Origin of the sequence: Streptomyces tanashiensis (genome assembly GCF_014648895.1) — a bacterium.
GTDB lineage: Bacteria > Actinomycetota > Actinomycetes > Streptomycetales > Streptomycetaceae > Streptomyces > Streptomyces tanashiensis.
The window spans coordinates 43506-59937 of sequence record NZ_BMRZ01000001.1 but is presented as its reverse complement, the minus strand read 5'-3'; the positions used below and the strand labels follow the sequence as shown (position 1 = coordinate 59937).

The following is a 16432-nucleotide window of genomic DNA, read 5'->3' as shown; positions in this document are numbered from 1 at the left end:
CCGTGACCGTCACTGAACTGCTGTCGTACGAAGCGGCGCTGGCCGCGTACGACCCCGTCATGGGCCTGGAGGTCCATGTCGAGCTCGGCACCAAGACGAAGATGTTCTGCGGCTGCTCGACCGAGCTGGGCGCGGAGCCGAACTCGCAGACCTGCCCGACCTGCCTCGGCCTGCCCGGCTCCCTGCCGGTGGTCAACGCGATCGGCGTCGAGTCCGCGATCAAGATCGGTCTCGCGCTGAACTGCGAGATCGCCGAGTGGTGCCGCTTCGCCCGGAAGAACTACTTCTATCCGGACATGCCGAAGAACTTCCAGACCTCGCAGTACGACGAGCCGATCGCCTTCAACGGCTACCTGGACGTCCAGCTGGAGGACGGCGAGGTCTTCCGCGTGGAGATCGAGCGCGCCCACATGGAGGAGGACACCGGCAAGTCCACCCACATCGGTGGCGCGACCGGCCGCATCCACGGCGCCTCGCACTCCCTGCTCGACTACAACCGGGCCGGCATCCCGCTCATCGAGATCGTCACCAAGCCGATCGAGGGCGCGGGCGAGCGTGCCCCCGAGGTCGCCAAGGCGTACGTCGCCGAGCTGCGCGAGCTGATCCGTGCCCTGGGCGTCTCCGAGGCGCGCATGGACAAGGGCCAGATGCGCTGCGACGTGAACCTGTCGCTGCGTCCGAACGGCACCACGACCTTCGGCACCCGCTCGGAGACGAAGAACGTCAACTCGCTCCGTTCGGTGGAGCGCGCGGCGCGCTTCGAGATCCAGCGCCACGCGGCCGTGCTCACCGCCGGTGGCACGATCGTGCAGGAGACCCGTCACTTCCACGAGGACGACGGCTCCACCACCTCCGGCCGCATCAAGGACAACGCCGAGGACTACCGGTACTTCCCGGAGCCCGACCTCGTCCCCGTCGCCCCGGCCCGCGAGTGGGTCGAGGAGCTCCGCAAGGGCCTCCCCGAGCTCCCGCGCGTGCGCCGCAACCGGCTCCGCGAGGAGTGGGGCGTCTCCGAGGTGGAGATGCAGGCCATCCTCAACGCGGGCGCGGTCGACGCGATCGTCGCCACCACCGAGGCGGGCGCGGACGCGGCCTCGGCCCGCAAGTGGTGGATGGGCGAGCTGGCGCGCAACGCCAACGAGCAGGGCGTCTCCCTGGAGGAGCTGTCCATCACCCCGTCCGACGTGGCCCGGGTCTCCGCCCTGGTCGCCGGCGGCGACCTGAACGACAAGCTGGCCCGTCAGGTCATCGAGGGCGTCCTCGCCGGCGAGGGCACCCCGGACGAGGTCGTCGAGAAGCGCGGTCTGAAGGTCGTCTCCGACGACGGCGCGCTCGGCACGGCGGTCGACGAGGCCATCGCGGGCAACGCGGCCATCGCCGACAAGATCCGCGGCGGCAAGGTCGCGGCCGTCGGCGCCCTGGTCGGCGCGGTCATGAAGGCCACCCGTGGCCAGGCGGACGCGGCGAAGGTCAAGGACCTGATCCTGGAGAAGCTGGGCGTCAGCGAAGGCTGATGCCGAGCCGTACGGAGTTCTCGTACGGCTCAAGAGGGCGGCCCCGCACCGGAGTTCCGGTGCGGGGCCGCTGTCACATCCGCCAGCCTTGGCCGGTGTAGTTGCCGCACGGGTCGAGTACGAGGGCGACGTTGTTCGCCGGGGCGCCGTTCGTGTCCAGGCACAGGCCGCTCGCCGGGTTGGCGAGCCGGCCGCTCTCGGCGTCGTAGCGCCATTGCTGGCCGGTGTGGTTCCCGCACGGGTTGAGCACGGCCGGGACGCCGGTGGCGGGCTTCCCGTTCGTGTCGAGACACAGGCCGCTGGGGGTGTTCGTGAGGTGCAGGCCGGTCTCGTCGTGGCGCCAGATCTGACCGCTGAAGTTCCCGCACGTGCGGAGCACCACGTCGAGTCCGGGGCGCTGGGGGCCGTTGGTGTCGAGGCACAGGCCGCTGTGGGTGTTGGTGACCGGGCCCGTGGCCGCGGAAGGTGACGGCGGAGGCGGTGGGGTCGCCGCCGGTGTGGACCGACGGTCAGCACGCGTGCCGTGCAGGTCCCCTGCACGCGCAGCAACGCCGCCGCCTCACGCCGGAACCGTTCCCGGAACTCGGAGTCCGAGGCGAGGTCCTCCCGTAACCGTTTGAGGGCGACGAGCCGCCCGTCGGAACCTTGTGCCAGGTAGACGACGCCCATGCCGCCCGCACCCAGCCGACCGACGAGCGTCCACTCGCCGACCTGCCTCGGGTCCCCCGTGCGCAGCCCGCTCAGACTCATCCGGCCATTCTAGGAAGCCGCCCCGGCGACGAAGAGGGAAACGGCGGTGACGGCCGGCACCGCATATGAGAGGCTCCGCTCCGCTCCGTCGATCTCTGACGGAGCAGGGGAGGGAACGGAGAATGTCGTTGGAAGCCAAGGAATATGTCGCCCGGCTGCGCGCGGAGGAGAGCGATCCCGGACGCCAGGAGGCGCTGCGGCGGGACAGGGTGGTGCGGCGCCGGAAGATCGCGCTCGCGGCCGGTGCCTGTGTGCTGCTGCTCGGCGGGTTCGGGTACTGGCTGAGCGACGTGACGGGGGAGCGGCCGCCGTACGAGCCGTTCGGCGCGCAGACGCTCCACGAGGAGCTCTGGCCCCTCGAGTGGCCGTACACGAGCGACATGCCGTTCCGGAACTCGCCCGCCTCCGGCTGGGTGCAAGGGGCCGACGGGATCTACGTCCCCGTGCCCTTCGCGGCCGGCGGGCTCAGCGCGCAGGAGATGACCGCCGTCCTCGAGGACGTGAAGACCCTGCTCGTCGAGACCAACGTCTCGGAGGACGTCCTGGCCGGCGCCGAGCCCGCGGCGGCGCTCGCCCTGCTCGATCCGCACGGGGTCGACGAGGCCGTACGCAAGGACCTGGTCACCCGCTTCGACCCCGAGGAGGCGTACCTGGACGAGAGCGGTGTCCGGTCGCGGGGCACGATGACCTACGAGGTCTCGGCGACGGGGGAGATGACGGTGCACGCCGACTACGCCTTCGTCTACCCCCTGGTGTGGGCCAGGGGCCACGAGGTGATGCCGGACGTCCCCGAGGTGTCGCGGATCGCCGTGCGGCGCCAGATGACGGTCACGGCCAAGGGAGGGAAGCTCGTCCTGGTCGGCTACGCGAGCGAGGTCGCCAACCACGACTGCGCGGCCCCGAAGGACGGCTACCTCCACCCGCTCTCCGCCGAGGGCCGGTGGAAGGCGGGCCGGTCGGGGAAGGGGCCCCGCGTCACCCTGGCCGACCTGTACGACGAGAAGCGGGTCCTCCCGAGCGGCCCCGGTCACTGCGTCACCCCGACCGGGACCTGAGGCTCCACCACCCCGCGACGACGGTCGCCCGGATCGTCGTCGCGGTCTGACGGACGTTCACCACCGCGCCCCCGTGAGGCCTCTTCTCGGTCATCCGGTCTCATTACCGTCCCCGGCGAACCACCCCATGGCTCGAAGGCGAACCATGGGCAGTCGACTGGAGGTCGGTCTTGTCCCCCGAGAAGTCCCAGATGTCCCGCCGAAGGCTCCTCGCACTGGGCGGGGGCGCCCTCGGTGTCGCCGCGGCCGGTTCGCTGCTGCCGCCGTCGTTGCAGGCGGCGATGGCCGCGGAGCCCCCGGCCGGGGGGATGGCGGCGATCCGGCACGTGGTGATCCTGATGCAGGAGAACCGTTCCTTCGACCACTACTTCGGAACCCTCCGCGGGGTCCGCGGATTCGGCGACCGCAACGCCATCGAACTCCCCTCGGGCAAGCCGGTCTTCGAGCAGCCCGCCGCGCTCGGCCGGACCGTGCTGCCCTTCCCGATCCGCGGCGCCGCCGAGACGCAGCAGAAGGACCTGCAGTACATCGGCGACCTCGACCACTCCTGGAGCGGCGGCGGCAAGGCCTGGCACGGCGGCTGGATGGACGGCTGGGTCTCGGCCAAGACCGCCGCCACCATGGCGTACTACGACCGGCGGGACATCCCGCTCCACTACGAGCTCGCCGACACCTTCACCGTCTGCGACGCCTACCACTCGTCCATCCACACCTCGACGAGCCCCAACCGCAACCACCTCTGGTCCGGCTGGACCGGCTTCGAGGCCGACGGCAGCCGGGCCGTCACCAACGCCGCCTACGCCGAGGGCACCCACCCCGGCTACGGCTGGTCCACCTACGCCGAGCGGCTCGAAGCCGCCGGGCGGAGCTGGAAGACGTACACCGAGTGGGAGAACTTCACCGACAACAACATCGAGTTCTTCACCACCTTCAAGAAGATCGCCCGCAAGGCGCTCGCCGGCACCGGCGGGCACACCTTCATGGAGTCCTTCTACGCCGCCGTCCGCGACACGGAGGACCTCACCGAGCGGGCGAGGCTGCTCGGCCTCCTGGAGGAGGGCGTCGCCACGCTCACCGCCGCCGAGCGCTCCCTCTTCGAGCGCGGGCTCCGCCGCGTCGAGAGCGGCACCCTCGCCGACGCCTTCCGTGCGGACGTCGCCGCCGGCACCCTCCCCGAGGTCTCCTACCTCGTCCCCTCCGCGATCGACTCCGAGCACCCCGGCTCCTCCTCGCCGATCGCCTCCGCGACCCTCGTCTACAAGGTGCTCGACGCCCTCGGCGCGCACCCGGACGTCTGGCGCCACACCGTCGTCCTGATCAACTACGACGAGAACGACGGCTTCTTCGACCACGTCCCGCCGCCCGTCCCGCCGGCCGACGACACGGACGAGCACTGGAAGGGCCAGCCCACCGGCCTCGGCATCCGCGTCCCGCTGCTCGTCGTCTCCCCCTGGTCGGTCGGCGGCTACGTCTGCTCCGAGACCTTCGACCACACCTCCGTGATCCGCTTCCTGGAGAAGCTCACCGGCATCCGGGAACCCAACATCACCCCCTGGCGGCGGGCCGTCACCGGTGACCTCACCTCCGCCTTCGACTTCCAGCGCGGCCGCCGGCAGCCCGAGGTCGAGCAGCCCGGCCCGATCCCGCCCTTCACCGGGCGCTGGCGGCCCCAGCCCCCGGCCGTGCAGCGGATGCCCGTCCAGGAGCCCGGCGTCCGCCGTGCCCGCCCGCTGCCGTACCAGCCGGACGCCTCCGCGACGACCGGTGACGGTGCCGTGACGGTCGCGCTCAGCAACCGGGGGAAGGCGAGCGCGCACTTCGCGCTCTACCCGTACGCGGGCGAGTTCGCCGTCCCCCAGCACCGGGACGTCAGGGGGGAGGGGGAGTGGACCGTCCCCGTTCCGGGTGATCGTTACCGCTTCACGATCACCGGCCCGAACGGCTTCCGGCGCGAGTTCGAGGGCCCCGCGACGGGCGGCGCCGAGCTCGCCACCCGGGTCGACCACCACGACCGTGACCTGCACCTCACCGTCCGGAACACCGGACCGGCCGCCGTCTCCTTCACCGTCCGGCCGCTGGGGTACGTCGACGAGGACGACCTCGCCGACTGGACCCGCACCGTCACGGTGAAGCCCGGGAGGACCCGTACCGTCGTCCACTCGGCCGCCGACGCGCACGGCTGGTACGACGTCGAGGTGACCGCACCCGGCGGCTTCCGCCGCCGGCTCATGGGCCACATCGAGAACGGCCGCGCGAGCGTCTCGGGCTGAGGTCCCCAGGGGCCGGGGACCTTGGTCCCCGGCCTCTCGCACACCCTGTGAGGATCGCCACGAAACGGGCAAACGATCACGTTTGGCTGTAACAGTGGGGCGCGAGTACAGATCCAGTCAGGAGCACGTCCTTTGGCCGCAATCGCACGGTGGTGCCTCCGGCACCGTCTCGTCGTCGTTCTCCTGTGGCTCCTCGCGCTCGGCGGTACCGCCGCCGGCGCGACCCTCGCCGGCAGTGCGTACTCCAACGACTACGAGGTCCCCGGCACCGAGTCCGGCCGGGCCACCGCCCTCCTCGACCGGGGCTTCCACGGCCTCGGCGGCGACAGCGACACCATCGTCTGGCACACCGACCGGGGCAGCGTCCGCGCCGACGCCGTCGAGCAGCGCATGGAGGCGATGCTCGACAAGGTCGCCGACCTCCCCGGCATCGCCGCCGTCACCTCGCCGTACGGCGACGCGCGGGGCCAGGTCAGCGAGGACGGGCACACCGCCTACGCCACCGTCACCTTCGACGCGCAGGCCGACGACATCCCCGAGACCCAGGCCCGCGCCCTCGTCGACACCGCCAGGGCCGCCGCCTCCGACGACCTCCAGGTCGAACTCGGCGGCAGCGCCGTCGCCCTCACCGAGGCCCCCGGCGGACACATCGCCGAGATCGTCGGCGTCGCCGTCGCGGCCGTGGTCCTCTTCCTCGCCTTCGGCTCGCTCGCCGCCTCCGCGCTCCCCATCGCGACCGCGCTCGTCAGCGTCGGCATCGCGTACTCCGGGATCGTGCTCCTCGGCCATCTGATGACCGTCGCCGACTTCGCCCCCATGCTGGGCATGCTCGTCGGCCTCGGCGTCGGCATCGACTACGCCCTCTTCATCGTCACCCGGCACCGCAGAGGCCTCAAACGCGGCCTCTCCGTCGCCGAGGCCGCCGAGACCGCCGTCGCCACCACCGGCCGCGCCGTGGTCTTCGCCGGCGCCACCGTCTGCATCGCCCTCCTCGGCATGCTGATCCTGCAGCTCAGCTTCCTCAACGGCGTCGCCATCGCCGCCTCGCTCACCGTGCTCCTCACGGTCGCCGCCTCCGTCACCCTGCTCCCCGCGCTGCTCTCGTTCATCGGCGTACGGGCGCTGTCCCGGCGCGAACGCCGGGTGCTCGCCGAGCGCGGACCCCAGCCCGAACTGCCCACCGGCTTCGCCGCCCGCTGGTCCGCCTTCGTCGAGCGGCACCCCAAGCTCCTCGGCGCGGTCGCCGTCGTCGTCATGGGCGTCCTGGCGCTGCCGACCCTCTCGCTCCACCTCGGCACCTCCGACCAGGGCAACGGCCCGGCCACCGCGACCACGCGCCAGGCGTACGACCTGCTCGCCGAGGGCTTCGGGCCGGGCGTCAACGGGCCCCTCACCCTCGTCGCCGGCCTCGACGGCGCCGACGACCGGGTCGCCCTCGACCAGCTGCCGACCGCCCTCGGAGCCACCCAGGGCGTCGCCTCCGTCTCCCCGGTCACGTACAACAGCGCCGGCGACACCGCCGTCCTCACCGTCGTGCCCGACTCCTCGCCGCAGTCCAAGGCGACCAGCGAGCTCGTCGACCGGCTCCGGACGGACGTCCTCCCGAAGGCCGAGACCGGCACCTCCCTCGACGTCCACGTGGGCGGCGTCACCGCCTCGTACGACGACTTCGCCGAGATCATCGTCGGCAAGCTGCCCCTCTTCGTCGGCGTCGTCGTCGCGCTCGGCTGCCTGCTGCTCCTGCTCGCCTTCCGGTCGATCGGCATCCCGCTCAAGGCCGCCGTCATGAACGTCGCCGCCGTCGCCGGCGCCTTCGGCATCGTCGTCGCGATCTTCCAGTGGGGCTGGGGGAGCGAGCTCCTCGGCCTCGGCAGCGCCGGACCGATCGAACCCTTCCTCCCCGTGATCATGGTCTCCGTCCTCTTCGGACTCTCCATGGACTACCAGGTCTTCCTGGTCAGCCGGATGTACGAGGAGTGGCTGGAGACCGGCGACAACCGGCGGGCGGTCCGGATCGGCCTCGCCGAGACCAGCCGCGTGATCAACTCGGCCGCGGTCATCATGATCTCCGTCTTCCTGGCCTTCGTCCTCAGCGGGGACCGGGTCATCGCGATGTTCGGCATCGCGCTCGCGGCGGCCGTCGCCCTCGACGCCTTCGTCCTGCGCACCCTCCTCGTCCCCGCGCTCATGCACCTGCTCGGCGGCGCGAACTGGTGGCTGCCGAAGTGGCTCGACCGGCTCCTCCCGAGGATCAGCATCGAACCGCCCGAGTGCCGCGAGGCCGCCGACGCGCGTGCGAAGATCCCCGTACAGCGCGTGACGGCTGCGGCCGCGGAGGAGAGGAACGACGATGTTCGCGATATCGCTGGGTGACGACGGCGCCGAGCTGAGGCCCCTGGAGCCCTTCCACGCCGAGGAGCTGCTCGCCCACATGGACCGGGGCCGGGAGTTCATCGGGCAGCACATCGGCCTCCCCGACGTCGTCGCGGACCTCGAATCCGCCCGCGCCTACCTCCGCTCGTACGCCGAGAAGGCCGCGAGCGACACCGGACGCCTCTACGGCATCTGGGACGGGGGCACCCTCGTCGGCGGCGTGCTCTTCCGGACCTTCGACGTCGCGAACGGCACCGCCGAGGCGGGCTGCTGGCTGGAGCCCTCCGCCGCGGGCAAGGGCCTGATCACCCGGGCCTGCCGCGCCATCATCGACTGGGCGATCGAGGAGCGCGGCATCCACCGCGTCGAGTGGTACGCCTCCACGAAGAACGGCGCGAGCGTCGCCGTCGCCCGCCGCCTCGGGATGACCAGGGAAGGCGTCCTGCGGGAGAACTACCTGTACCGCGGCAGCCGCGCCGACACCGAGATCTGGGCCGTCCTCGCCCCGGAATGGCGCGCGGCGAAGGCGTCTTAAGCCGCCTCTCATGTGGGCGCCCTAGCGTGCGCCGCATGGACACCAAGACGACCGAGAAGACCGCGACCGCGAAGACCGACGAGGTGGCGGAGGACGCGACCACCGAGGCCGCGGACACCACCCCGGACGCCGGGACGCCCGCGGCCGCCGACGCCGACCTGCCCGACGAGCCGGACGCGCAGGACGACGACGCGCAGGACGAGGAGCAGGACGACGAGGAGGCGGCCTCCCCGGAGGCCACCGGCATCGGCGCCGGCGCCGCGGCCGTGGTCTCCGCCGCCCTCTCCGCCGTCGCCCTCACCGGCACGTGGACCGGCAAGGTCGTCGCCGAGCGCGAGACGCTCGTCGGGCAGATCAAGACCTCCGGCAGCGGCACCCCGGCCCAGCAGATCAGCGAGATCTACGGCGACGCCTGGCACAGCACCGCCCTCGTGAACGGCGTCTTCGCCCTGCTCGCCCTGATCGTCGCCGCCCTCGTGCTCACCCTGCCCCGGCGCCCCGCCTGGGTGCGCGCGGTCGCCGTCGCCGGCGCCGTCCTGGGCGGCCTCGGGCTGCTCCTGTCGGTCGGTACCTACTTCGACCTGTTCCTGAGCCTCCCGACCGCCGGGTCCTGAGCACCCCGCGGCACGACCTAAGGCCCCCCTAGGACCCTCCTAAGGACCCCCCTGCCCCGAACATGCGGCACTCGCCCGATGTGACGGCACCCCCTGGGAAACGAAAGTAGAGGCATCGCAGAGAGCGACACCGAAACCGGGAAACCCAGGGGAGCACACGATGTTCGCGTACGAACTCCACACCATGCACCACGCCGAGCTCATCGCCGAGGCCGCCGCCCACCGCCTCGCCCACGAGGCCGCGGCGACCCACAAGGGCCTGCACCTCTTCGGCCGCCGCCACGCGGGCCAGGTCAAGGAGGGACAGGTGACCGACGGCGGTCGCGGTCGCTTCGTCCGGGCCGCGTGACCCCCTTATGAGCGACGGCACGGAAGTCTGTGCGATGCTCGGCGCCGTGGAGACCAGGTCAGTCAGCCCCGTCTTCGTCGGCCGCGCCGGCGAACTCACCGCCCTCACCGAGGCGCTCTCCCGCGCGACCGCGGGAGAGCCCCAGGCCCTGCTCATCGCGGGGGAGGCGGGCGTCGGCAAGACCCGGCTCATCGAGGAGTTCCTCGACACCGCCTGCGACCAGGGTGCCGTCGTGGCCCTCGGCGGCTGCGTCGAACTCGGCGCCGACGGCCTGCCCTTCGCCCCCTTCGCCGCCGCCCTGCGCGCGCTCCGCCGCCGCCTTCCCGACGAACTCACCGCCGCCGCCGACGGCCACGAGGGCGAGCTCGCCCGCCTGCTGCCCGAACTGGGCGACCCCGGCAGCCACGAGCCCTCCGACGAGGACTCCACCGCCCGGCTCTTCGAACTGACCGTACGGCTCCTGGAACGGCTCGCCGCCGACCGTACGATCGTGCTCGTCCTGGAGGACCTGCACTGGGCCGACGCCTCCACCCGGCACCTGCTCACCTACCTCCTGCGCACCCTGCGCCGCGGCCGGATCGTGGTCGTCGCCAGCTACCGCGCCGACGACATCCACCGCCGCCACCCGCTGCGCCCCCTCCTCGCCGAACTCGACCGGCTCCGCACCATCCGCCGCATCGAACTCTCCCGCTTCACCCGCGCCGAGGTGCACCGCCAGCTCACCGGCATCCTCGCCGCCGAACCCGACCCCGGACTCGTCGAAGAGGTCTTCGAACGCTCCGACGGCAACGCCTTCTTCGTCGAGGAACTCGTCGTCTCCCACGAGGCCGGCTGCGCCGCCGGCCAGCTCAGCGACTCCCTGCGCGACCTCCTGCTCGTGCGGGTCGAGACGCTCCCCGAGGCCGCCCAGCGGGTCGCCAGGATCGTCGCCGAGGGCGGCTCCACCGTCGAGTACGGACTGCTCGCCGCCGTCGCCCGCCTCTCCGAGGACGAACTCATCGAGGCGCTCCGGGCCGCCGTCGGCGCCAACATCCTGCTCGCCGTCCCCGACGGCGACGGCTACCGCTTCCGCCACTCCCTCGTCCGCGAGGCCGTCAGCGACGACCTGCTGCCCGGCGAACGCTCCCGCCTCAACCGGCGCTACGCCGAGGCCCTGGAGGCCGACCCCGGCCTCGTCCGCGCCCACGAGCGGACCACCCGGCTCGCCACGTACTGGTACCACGCGCACGCCCCGGAGAAGGCCCTCCCCGCCGTCCTCCAGGCCTCCGTCGAGACCCGCAAGCGCCATGCCTACACCGAGCAGCTCAGCCTCCTCGAACGGGCCATGGAGCTCTGGGACAAGGTCCCCGCCGAGACACGCGGGTCCCTGCGCCCCATCGACTACGCCGACGCGTACCCCGCCTGCGGCTGCGACCCCGACACCACCTCCCTGCGCTACCTCGACCTGCTCGCCGAGGCCGCCGTCGCCGCCCGGCTCAGCGGCGAGCGGGAGCGGGCCGCGAAGATCTGCCGCACGGCGCTCCGGCTCCTCGACGGCGACGAGAACGACCCGCTGCGCGCCGCCTGGTTCTGGACCGAGATGGCCCGCCTCCAGTCCAACCTCGGCCGGGGCGACGGCTGGCCCGAGATCGCCCGCGCCCAGGAACTCGTCAAGGGCCTCCCGCCGTCCGCCGTCCACGCCACCGTCCTGGTCGGCGCGGCCGGCTGGGGCATGCTCCGCAACCCCGGCCCCGAGGCGCTCGCCGCCGCCGAACGCGCCGTCGAGTACGCGCGGTTCGTCAAGGCCGAACCGATCGAACTGAACGCCCGGATCACCCTCGGCACCATCATGGTCTCGGCCGGTGACACCGAGGGCGGGCTCGCCGCGATGCACGAGGCACGCGAACGGACCATCGCCCTCGGCCAGTTCCACGAGGCCGCCCGCGCCCATGTGAACCTCTCCTCCTCCATGGAGGCCCTCGGCCGCTCCCGCGAGGCCGTGGAGATCGCCGTCTCCGGGATCGAACTGGCCCGCTCCCGGGGCCTCGTCGACAGCGCCGGCTGGATCCGCGCCAACCTCTCCGAGTCGCTCCTCTCGCTCGGCGAATGGGACCGGAGCAAGGAGGAGGCCGAGCTGCTGCTCCGCTCCGGGGCGAGCAGCACCAAGCCGGGCGGCACGGCCCTGCTGCAGCTCGCCCACCTCGCCACCGCCCGCGGCGAGCCGGCCAGGGCCACCGCACACCTGGCCGAGGCCCGCACCCGCTACGGCACCCGCGACCCGATCCCGCAGTACACCCTGCCCATGGCCCAGGCCGAGATCGCCGTCGCCGCCGCCGAGGGACGCCTCGCGGACGTACGGCGCCAGCTCGCCGCCACCGCGGAGACCGGCTTCCCGCCCGGCACCCACCGCTACGGCTGGCCGCTCGTCCTGACCGCCGTCACCGCCGAGGCCGACAGCCGGGGGCTGCCCGCCGCCGACGAGGGCCGCGCCGAGGCGCTCGACGTCGTCCGCCGCTGCGTCCGCGCCCTCGCCACCCCGGCCCCGGTCTGGGAGGCCCACTCCCGGCAGGTGTCCGAGGAGCTCGCCCGCGCCGAGGGCCGCCAGACCGCCGCCCGCTGGGCCGAGGTCGTCGCCGCCTACGAGCCGCTCGAACGCCCGCACCAGCTGGCCCGCGCCCGCCACCGCCTCGCCGACGCCCTGCTCGTCGAGGGAGGCCGCCGCGAGGAGGCCGCGGCCCTGCTCCGCGAGGCCCAGGTGGCCGCCGTCCGCCTCGGCGCCCGCCCGCTCCGCGAGGACGTGGAACTCCTCGCCGCCCGCGCCCGCCTCTCCCTCACCCCGGAGAAGCAGGCCCCGTCACCGGTGGAGCCGGGGGACGACAGCTTCGGCCTCACCCCCCGGGAGCAGGACGTGCTGCGCCTGGTCGCGGCCGGCCGCACCAACCGCCAGATCGCCGAGGAGCTGTTCATCTCACCGAAGACGGCCAGCGTCCACGTCTCCAACATCCTCGCCAAGCTCGGTGTCGCCGGCCGAGGCGAGGCCGCCGCCATGGCGCACCGCCTGCACCTCCTCGACACGACCCTCTGACCCCTCCGACCCTTCTGACCCCTCGGCCGCCGCACCGGAAGCCGGTTCCCCCGCCCCGCCGGAGCCGTCCGCCGGGCGGGGGAGACGTATCGTCACGCGGCCCGAGGCCAGGTCCACCGGACCCCGCCCCGGGTCCGCGTCCCCGGGGTCCTCCCGGGTGAGGGCCTCCCTGCGCCGCTCCTCCTCGATGTGCCTGCGCCCCGGCGCGAAGAACTCGTCCAGTCCGCCGAACACGGTCACCGCCTCCCTCACCTCACCTCCAGCCGGAGGATCCGGTCGTCCCCGGGCCCGGGAGTCCCCCGGGTGTCGGTCTCGCTGGTCACCAGCCAGAGCCGGTCGCCGCCCGCCGCGACAACCGTGCGCAGGCGTCCGTACTCACCTGTCAGGAACGCCTCGGGGTCCCCGGATCGTTCCGCTCCGGAGAGCGGCACGCGCCACAGCCGCTCGCCTCTCAGCCCGGCCATCCAGATCGCGCCCCGCGCGTACGCGATTCCGCTCGGGGAGGCCTCCGAGGTCGGCCACTGGGCCACCGGGTCCACGAACCCGGATCTTCCGGCCCGCCCCTCGGCCTCCGGCCAGCCGTAGTTCCGCCCCGGCTCCACCAGGTTCAGCTCGTCCCAGGTGTTCTGCCCGAACTCGGCCGCCCACAGCCGGCCCGCCGGGTCCCAGGCGAGGCCCTGCACATTGCGGTGACCGTACGAATAGACCACCGAGCCGGGGAAGGGATTGCCCGGTGCCGGCCCGCCCTCCGGTGTCATCCGCAGGATCTTCCCGCCCAGCGACGCCCGGTCCTGGGCGAGGCCGGTCCGGCCCGTCTCGCCCGTCCCCGCGTACAGCATGCCGTCCGGCCCGAACGCGATCCGTCCGCCGTTGTGCACGAATCCCTTCGGGATGCCCGTGAGCACAGGCTCCGGCGGGCCGAGCCGGTCACCCTCCCCGCCGCCGTACCGCATGCGCACGATGCGGTTGTCCGAGGCGGCCGTCAGATACGCGTACACCCAGCCGTCCCGCACCGCGAGCCCCAGGAGCCCGCCCTCACCGCCCGGCACCACGCCCGGCACCTCGCCCAGCGGGGTCTTCGCGCCGGTCCGCCCGTCGACCCGGGTGATCGTCCGCTCGTCCCGCGAGGAGACGAGCAGATCCCCGCCGGGCAGCTCCGCCAGCCCCCAGGGGGACTTCAGCCCCTCGGTGAGCGTGCCCGCCACGGACACCCGGCCGGCGGAGGGCGGAGCGGACGGCGAGGACCGTGAGGACGGCGGGGCGGAGACCGTCGTCGGCGGAGCCGTGCCGGAGCGCTCCCCGGTGCCTCCCGAGGAGCAGCCGGCCACGAGCACCAGCACGGCGGCGCCCCACAGGGCCTTCACGACAGGACGGCTCATGGTCCGGTCCCCTTCGACGAGTCGAGCGGCATCCCCACACCCTTGATACACCGCTCGACCCGATCAGGTTCCCGGCCGCCGGGACCGACTTCTCCGCGGGCCGTTCAGTCCCAGGACCCACGCGGCGCCGGCAGCCTCGCGATCTCCCCGAGATCCTCCGCCGTGAGCCGCAGTGCCGCCGCCCGGGCGTTCTCCACCACCCACCGCTCCCGCTTCGCCCCCGGCACCGGCACCACGTGCCGCCCGAGGCCCAGCACCCACGCGAGCGCCACCTGCGCCGGGGTGACCTCCGCCCCGTGCCGCGCGGCCACCCGGCGCAGGCCCGCCACGATCGGCTGGTTCGCCGCCATCATCTCGGCCGTGAACCGGGGGTGCCGGGCCCGCGGGTCGTCCGGCTCGAAGCCGCTGCCCGGGGTCAGCGTCCCGGTCAGGAAGCCGTTCCCCAGGGGCATCGCCGCCAGGAAGCCGACGCCCCGCGCCGCGCACCAGGGCAGCAGGCGTACCAGTGCCTCCCGCGACCACACCGAGAGCTCCGCCTCCACCGCCGCGACCGGGAAGACCTGCTGGATGCGGTCCAGTTGCCGGATCGTTCCCTCGTACCCGTCGCGGCCCGCGCCGGTCGCGCCCCGGCGGGCCGACCGGGCGCCGACGGCGCAGAGGCCGAGCGCCCGCACCTTGCCCGCCGACACCAGCTCGGCCATGGCGCCCCAGGTCTCCTCGATGGGCACCTCGGGGTCCGCCCGGTGCAGCTGGTAGAGGTCGATCACATCGGTCTGGAGCCGCCGCAGCGAGGCGTCGCAGGCCCGACGCACGTACCCCGGCCTGCCGTTGGCGACCACGTGCTGGTCGCCGACGAGCAGTCCGCACTTGGTCGAGACGAAGGCCTCGGACCGGCGCTCCTTCAACACCCGCCCCACCAAAAGCTCGTTGGTGAACGGCCCGTACATGTCGGCGGTGTCGAGCAGGCTCACCCCGGCGTCGAGCGCCGCGTGCACGGTCCGCAGCGAGCGGTCCCCGCGCTGTTCCGAACGGCTGTACGCCCAGCTCATCGGCATGCACCCCAGGCCGATCGCCCCCACGTCGAGCGCCGTCGCCCCGATACTCCTGCGCTCCACCTGCCGGTACCCCTCCCTGTGCCGTCCCCCAAAGTAACCAATGGCGCCCGGGATTCTTCGCATAGCCTCCCGGTCATGAGATTCGAAGACACGACCGCTGACGTGTGGCTTCCCGTTCCCGCCGACGAGATCGAGGGGCTCCCCGCGCCCGGTGAGTCGGGCCTGAACTACCGCTTCTGGGACGGCGGTCCCGAATTCCCCGCCGATCCGGCGCGCTGCGCGTTCTACGTCGTCCCGTACATGAAGGGCTCGGAGATCGCCGTGCGGCCGCTGGCCGGGATGACCTCCCTCCGGGTCGTGCAGACCCTCTCCGCCGGCATCGACCACGTCACGCCGGGCATCGGCTCGCTGCGGCCGGGGGTCGCCCTCTGCAACGCCAGGGGCGTCCACGAGGCCAGCACCGCCGAGCTCACGCTCGCCCTGATCCTCGCCTCGCTGCGCGGCATCCCGGGGTTCGTGCGCGGCCAGGACGCCGAGGAGTGGCGGGCCGGCTTCTACCCGGCGCTCGCCGACAAGTCCGTCCTGATCGTCGGGTACGGATCGATCGGCGCCGCCATCGAGGACCGGCTCGCGCCCTTCGAGTGCGCGCGGGTGGCGCGCGTCGCGCGCTCCGCGCGCACCACAGAGCGCGGCCCGGTGCACGCCCTGGCGGACCTGCCCGCACTGCTGCCGGAGGCGGACGTGGTCGTGCTCTCCACTCCGCTCACGCCCGAGACCACCCGTCTCGCCGACGCCGGGTTCCTGGCGAGGATGAAGGACGGGGCGCTCCTGGTGAACGTCGCCCGGGGCCCGGTCGTCGACACGTCCGCGCTGCTCAAGGAGGTCGAGAGCGGCAGGATCACGGCGGCGCTCGACGTCACCGACCCGGAACCGCTGCCGGCCGGGCACCCTCTGTGGCACGCTCCCGGTGTCCTGATCAGTCCCCATGTGGGAGGTTCCACTTCGGCCTTCATGCCGAGGGCGAAGCGGCTGATCGCGGGACAGTTGCGGCGGTTCGCGGCGGGCGAGGAGTTGGCCAACGTCCTCCTCACCACCGGCTGACCGGAGGGCCGCGCTCCGGCCGGTCGGGTGGCGCGCCCCCGACACGCGCCGCACACAAGCCCCCTGATCGTCACGGAGAGTACTGCGACCCTGTCCCTGAGTGACGGTCCTGGTGTATCGTCCGGTGGCGGGGGACTGCGTCGAGAACGGGCTGACGCTGGGGAGCGAAGTGACGGGACATCAGATTCCGAGGGGGGCGACGGGTGAAGCACGGCCGGAGGACCGACGATCCGACGCGGCGACACCGCCGCCGGCGAGCCTTCCACGCCTCGCCACGGGCCTCGCACCGTCGGTGCCGGACCAGGCGGTGCCACACCGGACGCCACGCGCCGCCGAGCCGCAGGACGCCGGCCGCGACACCCGCGACCGTGAC

At 73.1% G+C, this 16432-nt stretch carries 13 protein-coding genes; 9 read left to right on the top strand and 4 right to left on the bottom strand.

Annotated features, from left to right (window positions below; all coding sequences use genetic code 11):
- Positions 1-2: 2 nt before the first annotated feature.
- Positions 3-1514: an Asp-tRNA(Asn)/Glu-tRNA(Gln) amidotransferase subunit GatB gene (gene gatB, locus IE237_RS00230; protein ID WP_189799728.1), complete on the top strand. Its 1512-nt coding sequence runs from the start codon at positions 3-5 to the stop codon at positions 1512-1514.
- A gap of 73 nt (positions 1515-1587) precedes the next feature.
- Here the strand turns inward: gatB and IE237_RS00225 are convergent, their stop codons facing one another.
- Positions 1588-2043, bottom strand: coding sequence for an RICIN domain-containing protein (locus tag IE237_RS00225; RefSeq protein ID WP_189800628.1), 456 nt, complete (start codon positions 2041-2043; stop codon positions 1588-1590).
- Positions 2044-2386: 343 nt separating this feature from the next.
- Here IE237_RS00225 and IE237_RS00220 point away from each other — a divergent pair, with 343 nt between their 5' ends.
- From IE237_RS00220 to IE237_RS00190, 7 genes are all read left to right on the top strand, one after another.
- Positions 2387-3319, top strand: coding sequence for a hypothetical protein (locus IE237_RS00220; RefSeq protein ID WP_189799727.1), 933 nt, complete (start codon positions 2387-2389; stop codon positions 3317-3319).
- Positions 3320-3510: 191 nt separating this feature from the next.
- Positions 3511-5589, top strand: coding sequence for a phosphocholine-specific phospholipase C (locus IE237_RS00215; protein WP_189799726.1), 2079 nt, complete (start codon positions 3511-3513; stop codon positions 5587-5589).
- 132 nt (positions 5590-5721) lie between these two features.
- A complete protein-coding gene (locus IE237_RS00210; protein WP_189799725.1) occupies positions 5722-7962 on the top strand; it encodes an MMPL family transporter in 2241 nt (746 codons plus the stop codon).
- Positions 7940-8497, top strand: coding sequence for a GNAT family N-acetyltransferase (locus IE237_RS00205; RefSeq protein WP_189799724.1), 558 nt, complete (start codon positions 7940-7942; stop codon positions 8495-8497). Before IE237_RS00210 ends, IE237_RS00205 begins: the two co-directional genes overlap by 23 nt.
- A gap of 35 nt (positions 8498-8532) precedes the next feature.
- Entirely contained in the window at positions 8533-9111 is a 579-nt protein-coding gene (locus tag IE237_RS00200; protein WP_189799723.1) for a hypothetical protein, read from the top strand.
- 160 nt (positions 9112-9271) lie between these two features.
- The gene (locus tag IE237_RS00195; protein WP_189799722.1) at positions 9272-9460 is read left to right on the top strand and encodes a hypothetical protein; all 189 of its coding nucleotides are present in this window, start codon (positions 9272-9274) and stop codon (positions 9458-9460) included.
- A 7-nt stretch (positions 9461-9467) separates the two neighbouring features.
- Positions 9468-12524 carry a helix-turn-helix transcriptional regulator gene (locus IE237_RS00190; RefSeq protein WP_189799721.1) on the top strand — a complete coding sequence of 1019 codons (3057 nt, stop codon included), beginning with the start codon at positions 9468-9470 and terminating at the stop codon, positions 12522-12524.
- Here IE237_RS00190 and IE237_RS40455 read toward each other — a convergent pair.
- The 3 genes from IE237_RS40455 to IE237_RS00180 form a co-directional block, all read right to left on the bottom strand.
- Complete coding sequence (locus IE237_RS40455) at positions 12408-12758, bottom strand: DUF6191 domain-containing protein (RefSeq protein ID WP_229842268.1); 351 nt, start codon at positions 12756-12758, stop codon at positions 12408-12410. The genes IE237_RS00190 and IE237_RS40455 overlap by 117 nt on opposite strands.
- A 14-nt stretch (positions 12759-12772) precedes the next feature.
- Positions 12773-13903: a PQQ-dependent sugar dehydrogenase gene (locus IE237_RS00185; RefSeq protein WP_189799720.1), complete on the bottom strand. Its 1131-nt coding sequence runs from the start codon at positions 13901-13903 to the stop codon at positions 12773-12775.
- A gap of 104 nt (positions 13904-14007) precedes the next feature.
- The gene (locus IE237_RS00180) at positions 14008-15018 is read right to left on the bottom strand and encodes an aldo/keto reductase (RefSeq protein ID WP_189799719.1); all 1011 of its coding nucleotides are present in this window, start codon (positions 15016-15018) and stop codon (positions 14008-14010) included.
- Between the two features lie 75 nt (positions 15019-15093).
- On the opposite strand from IE237_RS00180, the gene IE237_RS00175 reads away from it, so the two are divergent.
- On the top strand, positions 15094-16059 hold the full coding sequence (locus tag IE237_RS00175) for a 2-hydroxyacid dehydrogenase (protein WP_229842155.1): 966 nt from the start codon (positions 15094-15096) through the stop codon (positions 16057-16059).
- The last annotated feature ends 373 nt before the right edge of the window (positions 16060-16432 follow it).

Excerpts from the sequence above, each read along its gene's own strand:
- IE237_RS00185 (WP_189799720.1), bottom strand. The coding sequence starts at position 13,903 with ATGAGCCGTCCTGTCGTGAAGGCCCTGTGGGGCGCCGCCGTGCTGGTG.
- IE237_RS00205 (WP_189799724.1), top strand. The coding sequence starts at position 7,940 with ATGTTCGCGATATCGCTGGGTGACGACGGCGCCGAGCTGAGGCCCCTG.
- IE237_RS00220 (WP_189799727.1), top strand. The coding sequence starts at position 2,387 with ATGTCGTTGGAAGCCAAGGAATATGTCGCCCGGCTGCGCGCGGAGGAG.
- IE237_RS00175 (WP_229842155.1), top strand. The coding sequence starts at position 15,094 with ATGAGATTCGAAGACACGACCGCTGACGTGTGGCTTCCCGTTCCCGCC.
- IE237_RS00215 (WP_189799726.1), top strand. The coding sequence starts at position 3,511 with ATGTCCCGCCGAAGGCTCCTCGCACTGGGCGGGGGCGCCCTCGGTGTC.
- IE237_RS00190 (WP_189799721.1), top strand. The coding sequence starts at position 9,468 with ATGAGCGACGGCACGGAAGTCTGTGCGATGCTCGGCGCCGTGGAGACC.
- IE237_RS00200 (WP_189799723.1), top strand. The coding sequence starts at position 8,533 with ATGGACACCAAGACGACCGAGAAGACCGCGACCGCGAAGACCGACGAG.
- IE237_RS00195 (WP_189799722.1), top strand. The coding sequence starts at position 9,272 with ATGTTCGCGTACGAACTCCACACCATGCACCACGCCGAGCTCATCGCC.